The 20,065-nt window shown below is 38.0% G+C and carries 25 protein-coding genes; 19 read left to right on the top strand and 6 right to left on the bottom strand.

The annotated features are described in order from the left end of the window. Positions 1 to 63: 63 nt before the first annotated feature. The 10 genes from AC1M9N_RS00590 (at position 64) to AC1M9N_RS00635 (ending at position 5,956) form a co-directional block, all read left to right on the top strand. Positions 64 to 444 carry a DUF6232 family protein gene (locus AC1M9N_RS00590; protein WP_481954060.1) on the top strand — a complete coding sequence of 127 codons (381 nt, stop codon included), beginning with the start codon at positions 64 to 66 and terminating at the stop codon, positions 442 to 444. A 280-nt stretch (positions 445 to 724) separates the two neighbouring features. Continuing rightward, positions 725 to 1,627 carry an LAPAL motif-containing putative phage structural protein gene (locus tag AC1M9N_RS00595; protein WP_481954061.1) on the top strand — a complete coding sequence of 301 codons (903 nt, stop codon included), beginning with the start codon at positions 725 to 727 and terminating at the stop codon, positions 1,625 to 1,627. 223 nt (positions 1,628 to 1,850) lie between these two features. Next, positions 1,851 to 2,117 (top strand): hypothetical protein, encoded by a 267-nt coding sequence (locus tag AC1M9N_RS00600; RefSeq protein WP_481954062.1) that lies wholly within the window; start codon positions 1,851 to 1,853, stop codon positions 2,115 to 2,117. Further along, on the top strand, positions 2,092 to 2,325 hold the full coding sequence (locus AC1M9N_RS00605) for a hypothetical protein (RefSeq protein ID WP_481954063.1): 234 nt from the start codon (positions 2,092 to 2,094) through the stop codon (positions 2,323 to 2,325). Before AC1M9N_RS00600 ends, AC1M9N_RS00605 begins: the two co-directional genes overlap by 26 nt. Next, the gene (locus AC1M9N_RS00610) at positions 2,309 to 2,632 is read left to right on the top strand and encodes a hypothetical protein (protein ID WP_481954064.1); all 324 of its coding nucleotides are present in this window, start codon (positions 2,309 to 2,311) and stop codon (positions 2,630 to 2,632) included. Before AC1M9N_RS00605 ends, AC1M9N_RS00610 begins: the two co-directional genes overlap by 17 nt. 12 nt (positions 2,633 to 2,644) lie before the next feature. Continuing rightward, the gene (locus AC1M9N_RS00615; RefSeq protein WP_481954065.1) at positions 2,645 to 3,511 is read left to right on the top strand and encodes an ATP-binding protein; all 867 of its coding nucleotides are present in this window, start codon (positions 2,645 to 2,647) and stop codon (positions 3,509 to 3,511) included. Then, complete coding sequence (locus tag AC1M9N_RS00620) at positions 3,508 to 3,795, top strand: hypothetical protein (RefSeq protein WP_481954066.1); 288 nt, start codon at positions 3,508 to 3,510, stop codon at positions 3,793 to 3,795. Before AC1M9N_RS00615 ends, AC1M9N_RS00620 begins: the two co-directional genes overlap by 4 nt. A gap of 132 nt (positions 3,796 to 3,927) precedes the next feature. Beyond that, the gene (locus tag AC1M9N_RS00625; protein ID WP_481954067.1) at positions 3,928 to 4,245 is read left to right on the top strand and encodes a hypothetical protein; all 318 of its coding nucleotides are present in this window, start codon (positions 3,928 to 3,930) and stop codon (positions 4,243 to 4,245) included. Continuing rightward, positions 4,245 to 5,690 (top strand): DNA cytosine methyltransferase, encoded by a 1,446-nt coding sequence (locus AC1M9N_RS00630; protein ID WP_481954068.1) that lies wholly within the window; start codon positions 4,245 to 4,247, stop codon positions 5,688 to 5,690. Before AC1M9N_RS00625 ends, AC1M9N_RS00630 begins: the two co-directional genes overlap by 1 nt. Next, a complete protein-coding gene (locus AC1M9N_RS00635; protein ID WP_481954069.1) occupies positions 5,687 to 5,956 on the top strand; it encodes a helix-turn-helix domain-containing protein in 270 nt (89 codons plus the stop codon). Before AC1M9N_RS00630 ends, AC1M9N_RS00635 begins: the two co-directional genes overlap by 4 nt. A 14-nt stretch (positions 5,957 to 5,970) precedes the next feature. On the opposite strand, the gene AC1M9N_RS00640 is transcribed toward AC1M9N_RS00635, so the two are convergent. Both AC1M9N_RS00640 and AC1M9N_RS00645 read right to left on the bottom strand, forming a co-directional pair. Next, positions 5,971 to 7,233: a tyrosine-type recombinase/integrase gene (locus AC1M9N_RS00640; RefSeq protein ID WP_481954070.1), complete on the bottom strand. Its 1,263-nt coding sequence runs from the start codon at positions 7,231 to 7,233 to the stop codon at positions 5,971 to 5,973. Positions 7,234 to 7,543: 310 nt separating this feature from the next. Next, complete coding sequence (locus AC1M9N_RS00645; RefSeq protein ID WP_035270711.1) at positions 7,544 to 7,777, bottom strand: hypothetical protein; 234 nt, start codon at positions 7,775 to 7,777, stop codon at positions 7,544 to 7,546. Positions 7,778 to 8,050: 273 nt separating this feature from the next. On the opposite strand from AC1M9N_RS00645, the gene AC1M9N_RS00650 reads away from it, so the two are divergent. Together AC1M9N_RS00650 and AC1M9N_RS00655 are read left to right on the top strand one after the other, a co-directional pair. Further along, a complete protein-coding gene (locus tag AC1M9N_RS00650) occupies positions 8,051 to 8,599 on the top strand; it encodes a hypothetical protein (protein WP_179998064.1) in 549 nt (182 codons plus the stop codon). 148 nt (positions 8,600 to 8,747) lie between these two features. After that, a complete protein-coding gene (locus AC1M9N_RS00655) occupies positions 8,748 to 9,224 on the top strand; it encodes a hypothetical protein (RefSeq protein WP_481954071.1) in 477 nt (158 codons plus the stop codon). A gap of 43 nt (positions 9,225 to 9,267) precedes the next feature. On the opposite strand, the gene AC1M9N_RS00660 is transcribed toward AC1M9N_RS00655, so the two are convergent. The 3 genes from AC1M9N_RS00660 to prmB all read right to left on the bottom strand — a co-directional run bounded on the left by AC1M9N_RS00660 (position 9,268) and on the right by prmB (position 11,830). After that, the gene (locus AC1M9N_RS00660) at positions 9,268 to 9,621 is read right to left on the bottom strand and encodes a hypothetical protein (RefSeq protein ID WP_143047393.1); all 354 of its coding nucleotides are present in this window, start codon (positions 9,619 to 9,621) and stop codon (positions 9,268 to 9,270) included. A gap of 98 nt (positions 9,622 to 9,719) precedes the next feature. Further along, positions 9,720 to 10,805 carry a chorismate synthase gene (gene aroC, locus AC1M9N_RS00665; protein WP_092766326.1) on the bottom strand — a complete coding sequence of 362 codons (1,086 nt, stop codon included), beginning with the start codon at positions 10,803 to 10,805 and terminating at the stop codon, positions 9,720 to 9,722. Positions 10,806 to 10,819: 14 nt separating this feature from the next. After that, the gene (gene prmB, locus AC1M9N_RS00670) at positions 10,820 to 11,830 is read right to left on the bottom strand and encodes a 50S ribosomal protein L3 N(5)-glutamine methyltransferase (RefSeq protein WP_035263595.1); all 1,011 of its coding nucleotides are present in this window, start codon (positions 11,828 to 11,830) and stop codon (positions 10,820 to 10,822) included. 371 nt (positions 11,831 to 12,201) lie between these two features. On the opposite strand from prmB, the gene AC1M9N_RS00675 reads away from it, so the two are divergent. From AC1M9N_RS00675 to AC1M9N_RS00700, 6 genes are all read left to right on the top strand, one after another. Beyond that, positions 12,202 to 12,411, top strand: coding sequence for a cold-shock protein (locus AC1M9N_RS00675; RefSeq protein ID WP_035263597.1), 210 nt, complete (start codon positions 12,202 to 12,204; stop codon positions 12,409 to 12,411). Positions 12,412 to 12,534: 123 nt separating this feature from the next. Then, positions 12,535 to 12,840 (top strand): hypothetical protein, encoded by a 306-nt coding sequence (locus AC1M9N_RS00680; RefSeq protein WP_481594617.1) that lies wholly within the window; start codon positions 12,535 to 12,537, stop codon positions 12,838 to 12,840. A 143-nt stretch (positions 12,841 to 12,983) separates the two neighbouring features. Beyond that, on the top strand, positions 12,984 to 14,357 hold the full coding sequence (locus AC1M9N_RS00685) for an ABC1 kinase family protein (protein WP_092766329.1): 1,374 nt from the start codon (positions 12,984 to 12,986) through the stop codon (positions 14,355 to 14,357). A 227-nt stretch (positions 14,358 to 14,584) separates the two neighbouring features. Beyond that, complete coding sequence (locus AC1M9N_RS00690) at positions 14,585 to 15,880, top strand: acyl-CoA dehydrogenase family protein (RefSeq protein WP_481954072.1); 1,296 nt, start codon at positions 14,585 to 14,587, stop codon at positions 15,878 to 15,880. Between the two features lie 30 nt (positions 15,881 to 15,910). Further along, entirely contained in the window at positions 15,911 to 17,110 is a 1,200-nt protein-coding gene (locus tag AC1M9N_RS00695) for an acyl-CoA dehydrogenase family protein (RefSeq protein WP_035263603.1), read from the top strand. 73 nt (positions 17,111 to 17,183) lie between these two features. Next, the gene (locus AC1M9N_RS00700; RefSeq protein ID WP_481954073.1) at positions 17,184 to 17,669 is read left to right on the top strand and encodes a GNAT family N-acetyltransferase; all 486 of its coding nucleotides are present in this window, start codon (positions 17,184 to 17,186) and stop codon (positions 17,667 to 17,669) included. A gap of 39 nt (positions 17,670 to 17,708) precedes the next feature. Here the strand turns inward: AC1M9N_RS00700 and AC1M9N_RS00705 are convergent, their stop codons facing one another. Next, positions 17,709 to 18,920, bottom strand: a complete 1,212-nt coding sequence (locus AC1M9N_RS00705; protein ID WP_035263607.1) for an alkane 1-monooxygenase — start codon at positions 18,918 to 18,920, stop codon at positions 17,709 to 17,711. Positions 18,921 to 19,108: 188 nt separating this feature from the next. Here AC1M9N_RS00705 and AC1M9N_RS00710 point away from each other — a divergent pair, with 188 nt between their 5' ends. Next, entirely contained in the window at positions 19,109 to 20,041 is a 933-nt protein-coding gene (locus AC1M9N_RS00710; protein WP_481954074.1) for an AraC family transcriptional regulator, read from the top strand. Positions 20,042 to 20,065: the final 24 nt, after the last annotated feature.

Raw genomic sequence — 20,065 nt, forward strand, 5'->3', positions numbered from 1 at the left:
AAACTGCGAACCCGACGCAGTCCTTTAGAGCAGATCGGGCGGAGAGGGAAAATGAGCATTTACATGCCACAATCAAATGAAACTGAATTTTTTAATAATGGCAATACCGTTGTTACAAATGCTAGATTTATTGTAGAGGGTCAAACTTATGCAATGAATGGGGTTACATCTGTAAAACAAGGAATCAAACCTGCTGATAAAAAAACAGGTATCTGGATGATCATTATTGGAATTATTATATTTCTAGTAACCAACGGTGGCTTCAAATTGGTTGGTCTGGGGTTAATTGGTGTTGGTGCTTGGTTAGTTTATCAAGCGAAACCTATTGCTTCTGTGATTCTTCAATCCTCTTCTGGTGAAGTACAGGCACTTTCGAGTGAAAATGTTAGTTTTATTTCTGATGTTGTGTCTGCACTTAATCAAGCAATTATCCATCGTGGATAGGTTATAGCTATTATTAATCTTTAATTGTAAGTCGTTAGATATAAAGAACCCAAGCATCTCCATACTTGGGTAATAGTTTGTATCTGAGATGTTTGAAAAGTAATTTACCGGTGACTAAAAGCCGCTATACGCGGCTTGGGTGTTAATTGCGAACGACGCAGGGCTTTAAATAGATTAAGTGAAAGAGCGCGACAACTGCTGTCAAACTCATAATGAAACTAAAAATACAGACTGTTAAACTATGACAATAACCCACGCAGACTTGATTGATGATGATGCTATGAGCGAGAAATTCCATGTAGTTTATGATGGCAAGGCACTAGAGGAACACCTTATGGATGTTCGTGATCTTGCGCCTGCCATGATGGCTATAAGTGACCTCCTGACTCATGCAAACAAAGAGATCAATGGGGATAAGCTTGAAATTCAACTAAATGTCAAAGCAAACTTTAAAACAGGTTGCTTTGGAATAGAATTTGTTGAACACCTATCCTGGGTGAATCAGATTAAGGATATGCTAGCTGGCCCTACTGCAACAGCCTTGGCGAATGCAGGCGGGATCTTAGGTTTAGTGGGTTTTTTTAGCGGAGCTACTGTTGGTGTAATCCAAATTTATAAAAAACTCAAAGGTAAGCCTCCTGTTAGAATAGAAGAAACGACTGATAGTGCAAAAGTTTTTTATTCCGAAACAGAATATTTGGAAGTTGATAAAAGAGCATTGCGCCTCTATCGAAGCAAGGTTATTGCATCTGATATTGAAAAAATGCTAGAGCCATTAAGTAAGGATGGGATTGATTCATTTTATGTTGTAAGGGAAATGCTTGACGAAAATGTTGAGCTTTTTATTGATAAAGAAGAAGTTGAGTATTTTAAATTTCAAGACATTGATGACCATTTAAGTGAAAGCATTACAGAGACTTTCTTGCAGATTGAATCAATATCTTTTAAAGAAAAAAATAAGTGGCGATTCAATAATGGGGGGTCAACAATTAATGCTTCTATTTCTGATGAAGCGTTTCTTCAAAAAATTGATTCTGGATTGCTTCGTTTTGGTAAGGGCGATCTGCTTAAGGTTAAGTTAAAGACGATTCAGTTCCTAGCTCACACCAAACTTAAGACAGAGTTTGAGGTGGTGGAGGTTATTGAACACAAGACCACTAAGCAAGAAGAATTTGATTTTTAGAGCCTTCCTAACAAACTCCAAACAACCCACCCCAGCGGTGGGTTTTCTTTTGGCTATTAAAGCATAAAAAATAAAAAATATCGGTTTTTCTATAATATTATCGGATTTCCTATTGACTAGTAATATCGGAAATGCGATATTTACCACACAAGCAACAAAAAAGCCCCAGCGTTGCTGTAACAACCTGGAGCATGACCCACACCAAACTGTGAGTGAAATTATTATGAATCAATCCGCATCACACAGTCAAACCCCGAAGTTTGACAAAGTTCAGAGTCAAACAACTCAAATCCTATATCAGCCACCTACTAAAGCTGAAATGAAACCTAAGTCATTCATCAAAGACACTATTCACAACATCGTTATGGCCTTAGTTGTAGTTTCAATTATGAGTGGTCTCACAACTGCTTGCTTCTATGCAGCCGATAAAGAAGCTGAATATCATCAAAATCATGGAGTGCAGCATGAACGCAATATCAATTCAAAGTGACTTGTTAGCGCCTTGTTTTCCTAGCCACGCTGAGTGTGGTTGCGGATTGATGGCATACAGCTACTACCCTGCTCCTAACTCAAACAATCAATTGATATGGGTTTGCAGTCAAGGTCACTCAACACGCATAACTTACTGCTCTCAGGATGTTGTGAACTCAATCAAAGCCAAGTTTGCCAATGAGGTGAGCTATGAATACATCAGTTAATGGATTGATTCTCAGTGAATTTAATAGTTTTGGTGCGGAAATTGGAAAGGTGTTTGTACATTCCGAACTAGCCAAGAAGCTTAAATGGCATCAAGACTTTTGTCGACAAGCCAAAACCGAGCTTTATGTTTCAGACAATAAAACGCAACTGCAATTTGTGGTTAATAAAAATGAAATCCGATTGCTAATTAAACACATTGAATTTCAAGGTCCTGTATTACCTAAGGTAGCTAAGCCAGTTGAGCAGACACCTTACATACCTAAAGAGCCTGAGATTTATACGAACAGCAAATGGAAAGGCGATTAAGGAGCAATAAAAATGGAAAACTTTGTATTCTCAAGAGCTACAAGAAAAAAGGCTAAGCTCAAGTTAAATTTAAACGGCCCTTCAGGTAGTGGCAAAACTTATAGCGCATTACTCATGGCGTCAGGTTTAGGTAACAAAATTGCTGTAATAGATACTGAGAATGAATCGGCTTCACTTTATTCCACTGAGTTTAATTTTGACACATTGCCACTCAAACCACCCTATTCACCTGAACGATTTGCAGGTGCAATCGTTACGGCTTTTAACATGGGCTACGAAGTATTAATTATTGACAGCGCCTCTCATGAGTGGATCGGAACAGGTGGGTGTTTGGAGATCAATGATCAGACTGCGAATACTCGTTTTCGCGGCAATACATGGTCGGCTTGGTCTGAAACAACCCCTCGTCATCGCAAATTTATTGATGCTGTGCTTCAAACTGATATGCACATCATCACAACCACCAGAGCAAAAACTGAAACTGTTCAGGGTGAAAACAAGAAAATTATCAAACTGGGCATGAAAGCTGAGCAGCGTGATGGCTACGAATATGAGCTAACAGTAGCACTTGATGTTCTTCACGGATCACATGTTGCAATACCAACCAAAGATAGAACAAAGCTATTCAACCCAGAAGGTGTTGTGATTACAAGAGAAACAGGTATGCAAATTTTGGCTTGGCTGAATGATGGCAAGTCTCAAGAAGAGGCTTTGCAGGAGGCTTTTAGCGAAGCTCTTGTTCGCATCCAAACTACTAATGATGTGGCTGAGCTAGGAATTATCTATACCCAGTTTAAAGGTACAGATTGTGAGGCTGAAATTATTAGCGCATGTGCAGCAAGAAAGTCCACACTTGCTCCACCACAGGGGGCTGCATGAGCCATCGTATTAAGGTCAAACCACTAAGCGACTGGCAGATACTACGTAATCGCTACCCAAGTACTCAAGCCTATAAAAATCGAATTGCTTTGCGTGTATCTCAGCAAAACGATTTTTCGGAGTGGCTTGTTGATCAAGGTGCTGATGTTTTTACCAATGCTGAAGAATACGAAATTTTAAGATTCAAGCTAAATGGTGAATTGGGCATTTGGTATCAAACGGGATCTGGCAATCTTCTTATGCATGACTTGGCCGACAAATTTAAAGCTGAGGTGGCAGCATGAGCTACACATACAACAGTCAAACTCGCACAGTTGAAATCACATGCAGAGGCAGAGTTAAAACTTATCGGGATATCAATCTGTTCGGGATTGAAGCATGCGTTAAAGATTTTGTGAGTACGTGGGGGTATCGAAATGGCTAAGTTATTACCAAATAGCATCTCAGGACCTTTTTTAGAATGGCTTGAGCGTGGCGGTCACAAGATTACATTAAAGAAAGATTTAATGGTCATCACTAAGGATGGTAAGCGTGGCGCAATACCATTCGAGCGCCACAAAGTTAAAGAGTTTTATCAATTGGATGATTATTTAACTCAGCGTTACGAGTTATTTCTCACTCAATATTTTAAATATGGCAAAGATTTTATTCATGATTTGAGGCTCGGCATTGCGAATAGATATTTTCAGGCAGTTCGAGTTAATCAGTTGGCAAATTTAGCGAAGGTGGCGTAATGGATTTACTACCTCACGAACTCATCATAGATAATTTTGCTGGTGGCGGTGGCACAAGTACGGGGCTTGAGCAAGCATTTGGCCGTCCAGTTGATGTTGCTATTAATCATGACCCAAAAGCTTTAGCAATGCATCGTATTAACCACCCTAATACAAAACATTATTGTGAAAGTGTTTGGGATATTGACCCAATTGAAGCGACAAGCAATCAACCAGTTGGTTTGGTGTGGCTCTCGCCTGATTGTAAGCATTTTTCAAAAGCGAAAGGCAGTAAACCAGTTGAGAAGAAAATACGAAGTTTAGCTTGGGTAGCTTTGCGATGGGCTGCAAAAACTCGCCCTCGAGTAATAATGCTCGAAAATGTAGAGGAATTTAAAACCTGGGGTGATCTAGGTGCTGATGGTAAGCCATGTCCTAAAAATAAAGGTCGCACTTTTAATAGCTTTGTTAATGCACTCAAAAGACAAGGTTATGTTGTTGACTGGCGTGAACTAAGAGCATGTGATTATGGATCGCCAACAATCCGTAAACGCTTCTTCTTAATCGCACGTCGTGATGGGTTAAAAATTCATTGGCCAGAACCTACCCACTGTCATCCCGATTCAATCCAGGTGCAAAAAGGTATTTTAAAACCTTGGCGTACTGCTGCTGAATGTATTGATTGGTCTATTGAATGCCCTAGTATTTTTTCTCGCAGTCGTCCGTTAGCTAAAGCAACTATGGATCGTATCGCTGCAGGTATTCATAAATTTGTCATTAATAATGAATCACCATTCATTGTTAACAGTATGGCACCTGTTTTAACCGAATGTGCTAATGCATCCAATAAGCGCTCGATGCCTGCAGATGAGCCATTAAGAACGATTTGTGCTCAGACTAAAGGCGGTCATCATGCATTAATTTCAGCACATATAGCTAAGAATTTCACAGGTGTTATTGGTAGTGATATCACAAATCCTGTTCACACCATTACAGCGAAAGATCACAATTCTTTAGTTGTGAGTCATTTGCAGGTTATGAAAAAAAATAGTGTTGGTCAAAATATTGATACACCCCTTAATACTTTAACTACCGTTAATGCATTTGCAGAAGTTCGTGCTTTTTTAACCGCTTATTATGGTAATGAAAAAGATGGAAATAGTGTAAATAGCCCTTTAAGAACAATTCCCACACGTGATCGATTTGGTCTTGTGAAAGTTAAGGGACAGGACTATCGAATTACTGATATTGGCTTTCGTATGCTTCAACCGGTTGAGTTGTTCAGAGCTCAAGGCTTTCCTGAAAATTATATATTTGAGAAAGGCATTGATGAAGATGGTAGTGAGATCCGGCTAACAAAAACCGAACAGACGCGAATGGTTGGAAACTCTGTATGTCCGCAACTGTCACGCGCATTAGTTGAAGTGAACTTTAAACATGAATTGAAAATTGGAATGGTGGCATGATGGCTTTAAAAAGTTTTAAGAATATCAATGAAGATGAACGATCTAAATTATTAAAACCATTTTTAGATGCACCTAATGATCAAAAGTTTGGACAAGATTTGGTAGCGTTATATTTAGATTGTTCCCCTTGGACATTGGCTAGAATGCGCTGTGATGGGTCTGAACTTCCCTACACCAAAATTGGTCGACGAGTTGCATATAGAAAAGCTGATGTATTAGCATTCGAAAAAAGCAGAACCGTCACCTGCACAGCTCAATACGCATAAATAAGAAGGCAGGTTTATCCTGCCTTTAATTGTTTGAGTCTTTCATCCCAGACACTTTCATAATTAAAACAATCAATCTTTCCTTGATATACAGCCTCAATCATATTCATGGATGCTCTTAATTCCTCCATTGGGATTTGAACATAGCCGCCCGTGACATCTAACCGTGGTCTAGCAGTATGGTTAAGGAGTCGTTTAGTCACATAGATGTTAAATCTTAGTAAATTACATATCGTCGCGAAGGTGCGCCTAAAATCATGCATCGATACATAAAAATTAACCTGAGCACCTATTTTCTTGAGTGCAGTATCTACTACAGTAGCGTGAATATTATGAGAAGTTGGAAGTTTAGTCGCTGGGAATACCCAATCATTTTCTTTTAGTAAGTATCTTTCTTTTAATATAGACAGCAAATGATCCCCTACTGGAAATTCATGATTAGAACCATTTTTCGTATCTCTAAAAATAACTATACCTTCTTTAAAATTCACATCTTCCCATTTAAGACCGCAGACTTCTTGACGACGGCAACCGGTATACATGGTAAATAAAATGATATCTCTATGCGTGTTGGATCGTGCTGTATTTTCTAGATTAAGTTCATCCTCATAATTCAAAACGGCGTTGTAGTACTTATGAATGATACTTTTATCTAAATGCCTATTACGACTTTCAATCTTATTCCAGCCTTTAGTTACGGCAATAATATCTACCGGATTGCTTTTTAAAATTGGGTTTTCATCGGTCGAATAAAGCACATGAATATATTTCCAGACCGTGCCAAGCAATGAAATTGCACCATTGGCAGATGACTTGCTGAGCTCAGATACTTCGATAAATTTATCTAAGACTTCTTTTTTGGTAATTTCAAAGAGCTTACGATCTGACCACTTTAAGTATAAATCAAAGTATTTTTTATACTGCCTAATTGTTTTAGGTTTGAAATCATTTCTATCGATATAAATCTTTAATGCCTCATCTACAGTGATATTTAAAAAATTATTTACGGAAACTTTTTCATTTGGACTAATGTATTCCCCATTGGAGATTTGAGCCAAGATCATTTGGGCTTTTGCTCGAGCAGAATTTACGGATATTTCATTCGCTTTACCAATCACTACTCGATAAAGTTTCCCCTCGTGTCTCCGTTCTACAATATAGGATTTTGATTTCGTGGTGACTCGAATCGCGAAACCGATCAAATCTGTATCTCTAATAATTTTTTGACCAGAATCCGTCAATGGGATAGCATCAACATTAGACTTGTTGAGTTTCATGATTAATCCAATAAACCTTCAGTAAGTTTATTAAATCATGCTTCTCAACAGTCTACAAATAGTCTACACGTGATTTTTTAAGACTTTTATAGCATCATTAAAATCAATATAAACCACTAATAAATATATAATTTTAAGTTAATGATATCCCACAATGGTGCTATAGAAAAAGTAGAATCCACCTAACCTACTTTGGATTGGGAATGTTTGGTGCATATTGAACCGTGCTTAATTTCGAATAGAACTATATTATAAAATAGATAATGAATAGTGATGAGAATAAGAAAGGCAGCTCAAGGCTGCCTTTAAATTAATTCAGTGCGATGACTTTAACTAAGATTGTTTGTGATTCTTCAAAGTCATCAAATATTTGCTTTCGATTAAGTTCTTTTGACTTCACTTTAAACTCATGATTCTGGTACTGAATGACTGATGGAATTGAATCGAAATACGCATAGTCTGCCTCGATGGTTTCTTCAAACAATGGAGTGCCCAATTGATAGTCTTTGCTCTTCAACACCACATATTTCACAGTCGTTTTCATTTCATACTCTTTTATTAACGCTTTATTTTTAGTTATATCACCTTTTGAAAAGTGTTCAATCAAAAATAGAAACGTTTGACCATAAAGGACTCAATCAATTATTTTTTACCACCTTTAAACTTAATTCAAGCAACCTGACAAGCATCACCACAAAGAAAAATAGCAAAATAAGACAATAAATATATATTTTTTGATAACTGGTTAACATTTATATGGATTCTATGCTAAATTTAGCATATACAAAAACAACATCTATTTAACTGGTTGATAATAATGAAAGTTCAATTTATATCTATTCTTACTGCTCTTTCACTGAGTGGGTGTATCGTTGTATCCAATAAACCAAATGCAAGTTCTGCAAAAGCTTATGCATCTAATGTTATTGATTTTAAACCTTCAGAAAATGCCAAGCGAATTGAAACACGTGGTCAGGTGATTTGTGAACCATCAAAACCATGTACTGAGTTAACATTTGATTGGAAACAGCAGAGCAATAATTTATTTAGAGTACATACCAATCTATTTGATCGAAAATCTTTTGATATCAAGCAAGTGATTTTCACGCTAGATGGTCAAACTTATCCTTACACAACTTTAACTCAAACCAATACACGCTCAGTCAACAATTCCGATCTCATTAACTCTACAAATTACATTGATGTACCAATGAATTTTGTCGTTATGTTTGATCAGTCTAAATCTATCGATATTGCTGTAGTGACAGATCAAGGTGCTATTACGCATAGCATTTTAAAAGATGGGCATGCATCATTTGCCTATCAAACATTTAAAAGTGGCTACCAACAATTTAAACAAAAGTAAAAAAAGACCCACTATGGGTCTTTTTTTAATCATCGATACAAAACTGCAACGTGTTATTAGACTGCTAGGCATTTCATTTTTTAGAATTTTTCGTTAGATTTAACAAATTGTGTACACAGTTATAATAAACAAGACAATAGGTAAAATCATGAAAATCAAACTAGCGCTTATTTCAGCATTGGTTGTATTAACAGGTTGTGCAGGAAGTTATCCAGAACGTGTTGTAACCAAAGGACCTCTCATCTGTGCTACTGATGAAATTTGCCCTGAGCTTGCACTCCGTTGGAATGATGAAAAGCGTAATGGTTTTAAAATAACTGCAGATGTAAATGACACTATACAGCACGATATAAAACAATTGAACTTTATTGTTGATGGTCAGCCTTATGTCTATTCAACAATTCAACCAACCCAATATGCAACTGCAGCTGGTGTAACGAATTCATCTAATTTTATTGTCGTTCCTGTAAGTTTTTTAAACTCATTTAGAGACGCAAAACAAATTGATCTAAAAATCGTGACAGCTAACGGCGAAGTGACTCGTCCCATCCTGCAAGCTGACGGTCAGAAGTCTTCTGCTTACTTAACATTTATGAAAGGTTATACAGGTCAAACTATCGAATAAATGAATTATTCACTAAAAAGCCAGTTCGTTGAACTGGCTTTTTTTAAGGCTTACAACTTTTTTGATAACTTGTTCCTAAATCTTGGAATGATAACTCAAAAGAATTTCTCATTTTTTTTGCAAATAATGCTTCTTCTTTTGCTTTAGCCATATGAATATTCTTTTGTGCTATTCGCTCTAAAGCATTTAATGCATCTGCATATTCACAAGCTCTTTGAATGATCAACGAAATATTCTGCTTACTATCGACCGATTGGTGTAATCGAATTTGACTCGCTTCAATTTCGTTATAAATTGACTTCACTTCAATATCAAACTGAGATTGTGTTAAGCCATTCGCATAACTATACGATAATCCGCATAAGACCATCGCCCCAACCAATATCCTTATTTTCAATTGAATTCCCCATAAAACGTTCAATTGCAATTTTAAAATTATATTAAAAAGCCAGATCAATCATCTGGCTTTTTACATCATACGCTTTTTTACTTTGGTTAAATTGGCTCAAATGGCGCAACAACGTCGGCATTTTGGGCACGATGACGCATAAAGTGATCCATTAACACGATTGCAAGCATCGCTTCAGCGATTGGTGTCGCACGAACACCCACACAAGGATCGTGACGACCTTTAGTAAGAACATCCGTATCTTCACGATTAATGGTAATCGTTTTGCCTGGTGTGGTAATAGAAGCAGTAGGTTTTAGTGCAATTGATACACGAATATCTTGACCACTTGAGATACCACCTAATATACCACCAGCGTGATTCGCTAAGAAGCCATCAGTTGTCAGTTCATCACGTGTTTCATGACCAAATTGTTCAGCCACACCAAAACCATCACCAATCTCTACACCTTTAACCGCATTAATTGACATCATCGCATGTGCGATATCAGCATCTAAACGGTCGAAAACAGGTTCTCCCCAGCCTACGGGTACTTTAGAAGCAATAATTTCAAGTCGTGCTCCACAGCTTGTTCCTTTTTCACGCAATGATGTCACAAGTGCTTCAAAGCGTGGTACGGCATCAACATCACCACAAAAGAATGGATTATTCGGCACTTCATTCCAATCTAATTTTGCTGTTTTTTCAGTTCCGATTTGAGTTACATGCCCACGGATTTCAATACCAAATTTTTCAAATAAGAATTTTTTAGCAATTGCACCCGCTGCAACACGCATCGCTGTTTCACGTGCGCTTGAGCGACCACCACCACGGTAATCACGGAAACCATACTTTTGTGTATAAGTATAGTCTGCATGACCTGGACGGAAAGTTTGTGCGATATTACCGTAATCTTTAGATTTTTGGTCTGTATTACGAATTAAAAGACCAATGGATGTCCCAGTGGTTTTACCTTCGAACACGCCTGAAATAATTTCAACTTCATCTGGTTCTTTGCGTTGTGTTGCAAATTTAGAGGTACCTGGTTTACGACGATCTAAGTCTATTTGTAAGTCCTCAGCTGATAACTTCAGACCTGGTGGAACTCCATCTACAATCGCCATCAAACCCACACCGTGAGATTCACCACAAGTTGTTACACGGAACAATTGTCCAATACTATTGCCAGCCATGTTCAACAACTCCTTTAAACTTGAACAGATTGAATGAATAAATCACGATATTGACGGCATTGTGCTGCAGTCAGTGCAAAAATACCTGATCCACCACGTTGGAATTGCAACCAGTAGAAATCAACAGTATTAAAGTTTTGCTTCATCGCCCATTCTGAGTTGCCCACTTCAATGACGATTAAACCATCTTCAGTTAAATAGTCTGCGGCTTGAGCCAGCATTTTACGCACAAGATCCAAACCATCTTGACCCGCTGCCAATGCCAATTCTGGCTCGTGATGAAACTCATCTGGTAAATCTGCCATATCTTCAGCATCGACATACGGCGGATTAGAAACAATTAAATCATATTGATTTTCGGCAGGTATTTTAGCGAAAAGATCAGATTCCAATAAAGCGACTTGATACTGTTTATTATGATGCTCACAGTTGATTTGTGCAACTTCAAGGGCTTCTTTTGAAATATCAGTAGCATCGACTTCAGAATCAGGGAAAGCATATGCCAAAGCAATTGCGATACAACCAGAGCCAGTACACATATCCAAAATACGCTGTGGAGTTTTAGGATTTGGATTCACTGGCAAATTATTGACCGCTTCACCCATTTCACCATTTTCAGTCAAACAATAAGGTGCAAAACGATTTTCAATCAGCTCAACGATTGGTGAGCGTGGAATCAGTACACGCTCATCTACATAAAATGGTTTACCAAAGAAATAAGCAAGATTTAATAAATATGAAGTAGGAACACGGTCATTGATACGACGTTCGAGTAAACTCAAGAATTCCGCAACTTCGCTTGGCAGCAATTTTGAGTCTAAAATCTCAGCATCGGCATTCCAGTCTAGTGACAAAGTTTGTAAAACTAAAGCAGAACTTTCAGCAAAATAATCTTCAGTACCTTGACCTAAGTGTGCATCGTATTGACGTAATGCTGTAACTCCAAAACGAATAAAATCTCGAATAGTTGTTAAGTTTTCAGCAGCTTCCTGTAGATGTTCAGGGCTAATAGTCGGTCGATCCACTTAAGGCGTCTCCAAGGTCAATTTTTTAAAAACGGTCTATGATACCTTGTTTTATCCTATTAATAAAAAGTTCTATCCGTGTTATTCGGCAAATTTGTATTGAAAATTTGAATAGTTAGAATTATCCATTGAATAAGGTCTACTCATTCAGGTTTTAAAATAGCGAGAAAGTTGATTAAAACTAACGATATTGAAAATAATCGTGTATACTCGAAGCCAACTAGAAAATTTATGTTGTTTCATTAAATCTTTTATTTCGCAGTGTTAGTCATAATCCTACGTTTGGTTTCAGATTTTAAGTTTCATTTTTTTTCCAAGTTACATCATTGAGTTCAAACTCATAACATTAAAGTTTTATTAGGATTCCTATTATGTCTAATACTGTTAAAGGTACAGTTAAATGGTTCAACGAAACTAAAGGTTTCGGTTTCATCCAACAAGAAAACGGTCCTGACGTTTTTGCTCACTTTAGCGAAATCAAAGGTTCAGGCTTTAAAACTTTGGCTGAAGGCCAACAAGTTGAATTCAGCGTAACTCAAGGTCCTAAAGGTCCTAACGCTGTTGACATCGTAGCAGTTTAATTAACTGTTAAAAAAAGCGGGCTTTGCCCGCTTTTTTTTGACTCTCGAAAAGCTCACCAGACTTGAAAAAGAAAATTTAGACTCAAACTAATAAAAGTTAAAGTGAATTTCAAAAGTTAAAGTATGAGTTATAAACACAATAATTTAATGGCAATGCGTCAAAATTACTGGAGTGATGATTCTTCCCCTCGTGTCACAACAGAAAAACAATTTCTTAAGCAATTTTTGATGGATCATCAAATTTTTGAAAATCCAAGTTTGGATGATGTTAAATATTTTTTCTTCAGCTTACCTAGCGTCATTATTATCAAAGCATATGCCCTTGGATTTATTCATGAAACTGTTGTCAACTTAATGAAGTTATTCATCTCTGAGTATCGCGTGTCTCTGTCTACTCGAGCTCAACTCCCAGTTAAATATCGACTTTAAAAAGCTTAGGCTATTTAAGTTTGAATAAATTGACCATTTATACACCTGATATTGAAATACTTGAACTATTTTAATACGTTCATAACATGTAATATTCAATACAATGATTTCTCTGCGCGATTCGCTTAAAGGACCTAAACTTCATGTCAGATCAGAATGAAAAGCTTAAACAATTAAAAACTTCTTCAATGGATCGCCGTCTTTCGATTGCGAAAGCTTCTCTACTGGCTGGCACACGCTGGGCTGCTTCAAGTGCGAGTTCTATTTTTTCAAGCGAAGAAGAAAAAGAAAAAAAACGTAAACAAGCGATGAAAGAACAAGCTGACTATCTTGTTGCTGAAATCGGTAAATTAAAAGGCTCTATCGTCAAAATTGGTCAAATGATGGCGTTATATGGTGAGCATTTTCTACCTGAAGAGATCACGCAAGCTTTAAACACTTTAAATAATCAGACCGTTGCCCTCGCGTGGCCTGCGATCCATGAGCAACTGCGCAACCAACTTGGCTCTAAACTCGATGATCTCACCATTGATCATGAGCCTTTAGGCACCGCATCATTAGCACAGGTTCACCGTGCAACACGTAAGTCTGATGGTCTTGAATTGGTGCTCAAAGTTCAATATCCAGGTGTAGCAAGCGCAATTGACTCAGATATGAGCTTGTTTAAGAACATGCTCAAACTTACACGCATGGTTCCTCAAACTCGTGAATTTGATCAATGGTTTGATGAGGTTCGCGAAATGATGCACCGTGAAGTAAATTACAAAATTGAAGCTGAAACAACACGTCGTTTTAGAGCGCGTTTAAAAGATGATCCGCGTTATGTTGTTCCACAAATTATTGATCAATATTGTACAGATCAAGTGCTTTGTATGACTTTTGAGCGTGGTGTTCCGATTAATAGCCCAGTCATGCTTTCACTCCCTCAGGAGCGTCGCAACAAATTAGGTGAAGCATCGCTTGAAATTGCCGTTCGTGAAGTGTTTGAATGGGGCGAGATGCAGACTGATCCTAACTTTGGTAACTACCTAGTACGCTTAGGTGACGGCGCGCAAATTGAAGATAAAATCATTCTTTTAGACTTCGGTGCGATCCGTCAATTTGATGATCAACTCCTCAAGGTAGCTCGTAATTTAATTACCGCGGGCTATCATCATGATGCTCAAGCCATGGTCAATGCTATGACAGGTTATGAGTTTTTCGATGCAATGCCATTAAGCATTAAACCTGACATGGCAAAAGTGTTCCTTCTAGCTACTGAAGCTTTTAGTACTTATAGCAATAATCCAGACCTACCAACAGGCATTATGGATGAACAGCAGCGCTATGATTGGAAACAAAGCCAACTGCATAGCCGTGTGATGCAACGAGCATCCAAGTCGATGGCATCGCGCTATTTTTCAGTTCCACCGAAAGAATTTATGTTCATCAGTCGTAAGTTCATAGGTGCATATACATTCATGACTGTGATCGAAGCAAAAACAAATGTGCGCAAAATGATCCAATCATATGTTTAAGGAACAAAGACCATAGTGATCTATCGTGTCACTATGGTCAATTTATTAAATAAAAAATTTAATTACTAAAAAGAATATATCTTAAATTTCATTAGAATACCTATTCAATTACCATTTATCTGTTTGGTCAAAAAAGTCTTTTAAGCTAGTCATTTTCGACATAGTCATTTCACTAAACACATGTCACGATCTTGTTGTATAAAAAAACCATCAGGGAATTTACAACAATGAATGATATCGCAAACAAAGCGCAAGGTTTAGGCTTAGCCTTGATCACTAAGCTCGCAGGCAGTGATTTAATCGATCAGTTAAAACTAAGAAAAATTATCGAACGCTCGCTTTATCAAGGTTCTAAGGCTGGATTTAAAACCTTGGGCTCTACACAGAAAATTTTTAAACAAAAATCCAATACTCCGACTCAACGTCTATCCAATCAGCAAAAAGGGTTATTTGATCTCAGCCTTTCTGAAGAACAACAGATGACTGTTGATGCGATGCAACAATTTGCTCATGAAGTTCTCTACCCCCTAGCACATACAGCCGACCACCAAGCTACTTTTCCAGAAAACTTATGGGCTCAATTTAAAGATTTAGGTGTCAATTATTATGCATTGCCTGAACAATACGGCGGCGTTGCTTCAGAAAAGAATGTGGTTACAAATGTGCTGATCGCAGAGCAACTTGCACAAGGTGACTTCTCATTAACAGCTACATTACTCTCCACGTTCTCAGTCATTAATGCAATTACACAGTGGGCTTCAGCAGAGATTCAAAATAAGTATTTGTCGGCATTTAGCGAACAAGATGATCTATTTGCAACTTTTGCTGTTCAAGAAAATACACCTGCTTTCAACCCTTTCCAATTAAAAACAAAAGCGACACGCCAAGGCGATCATTTTGTCATTAATGGTGAAAAAACTATCGTTATCCTAGGTGAGCAGGCAGATCTTTTATTGGTTTCCGCAGATTTAGATGGAACAGCTCAGGTTTTCATTGTTGAGCGAAATGAAACGATTTCATATAAAGCAAATCCAGCAATGGGGCTGAAAGCAACCCAATCTGTGAGCCTAAAATTTAACAACACACCAGCATTTAAACTAAATGAGCAAGATTTTGATTATTCAGCGTTCATTGATCTGGGTAATTTAATGTGGTGTGCAATGGCAGTGGGTACATGCCAAGCGGTTAAACAATATTGCATTCAGTATGCCAATGAACGCACCGCATTTGGTGAACCAATATCCCACCGTCAAAGTGTTGCATTTATGATCGCGGATATGGCTATTGAAATTGATGCTATGAAAATGTTGGTTTTGAATGCTGCAAGCCGCGCAGAATCAGGTTTAAGTTTCCATCGTGAAGCATACTTAGCACGAATTTTGTGTGCAGAAAAATCAATGAAAATTGGCACTGATGGCGTACAACTCTTAGGTGGACATGGCTTTACCAAAGAACATCCAGTTGAACGTTGGTATCGGGATTTGCGTGCTACTGCCATTATGCATTCTGGTTTACATGCTTAATCAAATAATAAAAATTTAAGGACAAAGATGATGAATTTAGAAAATCCGAAAAAATTTAAAATGCTTGTTGATCAAGCTCATCAGACAGCGTTAAACGTGCTTCGCCCTATTTCACGCAAATATGATAAAGCTGAACATGCTTATCCCAAAGAACTCGACATGTTAGCATCCCTATTGGATGGTATGAATGAAGGTGGCGATGGCATGAATGCTGGCGCTGCCGTCAATAAACGTGGAGATACGACTCAAGGCAACAAAAATGGCGTGAACATGTCTACTGCTTTGGGTGTAATTGAGATGTGTTATGGCGATACTGGTTTATTACTTACCATGCCTCGCCAAGGATTAGGTAACTCTGCAATTGCTGCTGTAGCCAATGAAGAGCAACTTGAACGCTTCAAAGGAACTTGGGCTGCGATGGCAATTACCGAGCCAGGCTGTGGATCTGATTCTGCAGCAATACGCACCACAGCGACTAAAGATGGTGATGATTATATTTTAAATGGCGAGAAAATTTTCGTCACTTCTGGTGAACGAGCTGATTCAGTCGTGGTTTGGGCAACACTCGATAAAAAACTTGGGCGTGCAGCAATCAAATCATTTGTTGTTCCTAAAGGCACGCCTGGCATGACCGTTGAACGTCTTGAACATAAACTCGGAATTAAAGCTTCAGATACTGCTGTCATTCGCTTTATCGATTGTCGTGTCCCTGCTGCAAATTTATTAGGCAATGCTGAAATCGATGTTGCAAAAGGTTTCGCTGGCGTCATGGAAACTTTTGATAATACACGCCCTCTTGTGGCCGCAATGGCAGTTGGGTGCTCTAAAGCGTCTTTAGAGCGTATCAAGGAAATTTTTAAAGACCAACTAGATGCTGAATATGCCACCCCCTACCTTCAATCCTCAAATATTGCAGCTCAGATTTATCGTATGGAAGCAGAATGGGAAGCTGCTCGTTTATTAACCCTAAAAGCTGCATGGATGGCTGACAATAAAAAGCCTAACTCGCGTGAAGCTTCAATTGCAAAAGCGAAAGCTGGACGAATTTGTAATGAAATTACATTGAAGTGTGTCGAACTTGCTGCAAGTGTAGGCTATACCGAAGATGAGTTGTTGGAAAAATGGGCGCGTGACTCCAAAATCCTAGATATCTTCGAGGGCACACAACAAATTCAACAGCTTATTGTTGCGCGCCGTGAACTTGGAAAATCATCAAGCGAATTGAAATAAATCACGTTGAATTAAACTCAACTCCGATGAAACTTAGATATACTCTGTGAAGATTTACTAAGTTTCATCGATTATGTACTTTATTCGAACTATTCAACCCCAAGATAATCCCCATATTGCAAAAATCATTCGTGAAGTCTCAGTGGAGTTTGCTCTCGCTGCTGAATCAGGCTTCGCAGTAGCAGATCCAATTCTAGATCAACTCTATGACGTTTATACAAAACCTCACTCCATATATTGGGTTATTAGCAATGACCAACACGAGGTCTTTGGTGGTGGGGGCATTGCACCTTTGCTGTGCCACGAAAACACCCTAGAGATACAAAAAATGTATTTTATGCCCTCAATACGAGGTTTGGGTTTTGCAAAACAAATTCTAGAAAAATGTATCCAATTTGCACGAGATCAGGGTTACACGCAAATTTATCTCGAAACCACAGCATCTCTCTGGCAGGCTGTAAAATTATATGAAAAATTAGGTTTTCAACATCTACAACACCCATTAGGAAATACTGGACATAGTGATGCATGCGAAATACGCATGTTAAGAGTATTATAAAAAAACCGACCCATGGTCGGTTTTTTTTATTTTTGAGTGTTAGCCCAATAATTTATCAATAACACCAAATTTTTTAAAAATTTTTGCTCGTCGTTTTGGATGAATATTGGCTTTATTTAAATCGCCACCATAATGGTCAAATACGCGCTTATCCATAATTTTAAACCATAACTTAGGTATTAAAACTGGGATCAACATCGTCGCATATCCACTTGGCAACACTGGCGCTTCTTCAAAGTTTCTCAATGCTTGGAATGGTCGTGTCGGATAAGCATGATGATCCGAATGGCGCTGCAACTGGTATAAGAATAGATTGGTTGTGATGTTATTATTATTCCAACTATGTTCAGGCATAGTACGCGAATAACTTCCATCTTCTTTCTTTTCTCGCAATAAGCCGTAGTGCTCAAGATAGTTGACCATTTCAAATAAAGTCACACCGTAAAGTGACTGTATGGCTAAGAATGGTAAAATTTTCTTACCATACAGTTTTAGCATCGTTGCGTGAAAAGTTGCACTAATGGCTGCGCCGTGAAATAACTCATTTTTCAGTGAAAAGAACGACTCACCCTTACGATTTAATCGATGTTTTTCAATCTGTATTGCTGACTTCAAGCCACCGCTAATGGTTCTTGGAAGAAACTCGTAAAAGGTCTCACCCATCTTAGAAGTCGCTGGATCTTCTGGAGTAGCTGCGCGCTTATGATGCCCATATGGGTGCTCAATACGGAAATGATTGTATCCAAGTGGTGCTAGTGTCACGTGTGACCAATAATGATCTGCACGCTTCGGTCGATGGCATAGTTCATGGGCAGTATTCACACCAATACCGTTGATCAACCCCATAGTACAACCAATCAACAACTGATCCAACAATGGGGTTTCTTTACGAGAGACCACGTACCCAGCAAAAAAATTGGCTGCATATTGTAAAGGAACAAACATTTTTACTATACGATCATAGTAAGGATCACTGACTAATTTTTTGATCTGCTCATCACTCGGATTATTCTCATCAGTACCGACCAAAGCATCAATGGTGGGAATAATTACGTGTAATAATAAAGGTCCACCTAATGCAAACAATTTTTTAGTTGCTTTAGGTCCGTATTGATATCCAGCCAAAAAGCCCATCCCTAATACAGGTAGTGCTGGACTAAGCAACCATAAGTAACGCTTCTTATCCAGTTGTAAGCCTTGCGCTATCGGGTTCTGACTCAATAACTCTTCAACTTTTACCTTTGCATTCACTTGCAATTTTCCTTTTCTATTTCTTATTTTTATCTTTGGTCATTTCAAACTTCAAATACAGTCGTAATCGTCCAAAAAAGCTATTGAGTCGTATTTCCACGATGATTTTGAAGTTAAAATACATTATAGAAATATTTACACATGTTAAGATTCAGCAATTGTAAGCGTATAGGGAATATACAAAAAACATGGATGCCCTCAGTCAAGTTTTTGAAGATATTCACCTCAAAAATACGGAATATCTCTACCTTCAAGCACAAGGTAAATGGGCTTTTGAGTTAAGTCCTCAAACAGCCATGATTACCTATATTTTATTATACGGTGAAGCCTTTTTTAAATTTCAAAATGGCGAACAGCTACACTTAAAAGCTGGAGATATGGCAATTATTCCTTCTGGAATGTCACATCAAGCCTATAGCCATCAAGAACAAAGATTAGTCAACATTACTCAAATAGATCATTTATTTAAAGGTTTAAGAGATGATGAAATTATCCTCGGTGACGAAGATGATAAATCTGAGAAATCTCTCATCTTCAGTATACGATCTAACATGGACAGTATTATGGGTGGACCATTGATTCAAGCCTTACCCACTTATATCCATTTAAACAATGCACTGAATGCTAGAGAGCCGGAGTGGTTAAGGATCGGGCTTTATTTCGTGGCTGATGAAACCAAGATGAACCGACCGGGTCGCCATAAGATTATGGATCACGTGGTGAGTATTATGTTAATCGAATGCGTGAGAGATTACATTTCCACGCTTACAGATCAGAATAACTGGTTAAATGCACTTACTCACCCACAACTGAGCCCTGCATTTTCAGCGATTCACAGCCAACCAGAACGAAACTGGACTGTAGAATCATTGGCAGAAACTTGCTTTATGTCACGTTCAAAATTCGCTCATTTATTTCAAAATATGGTGAATGAAACACCATTAGCATACTTACAGAAACACCGTTTAAGATTAGCCAGTCAACTTTTACGCTTGAGCCAGCTTTCAATTCAACAAATTGCGCACAAAGTTGGTTATTCATCAGAGACTGCATTTAGTCAAGCCTTCAAAAAACATTATCTATGCAGTCCAAGCCAATATCGTAATACTTATTTGAATTAATCGAATTGAATAAATCATAGCAAA

The organism is Acinetobacter sp. ANC_7655 (genome assembly GCF_056784015.1).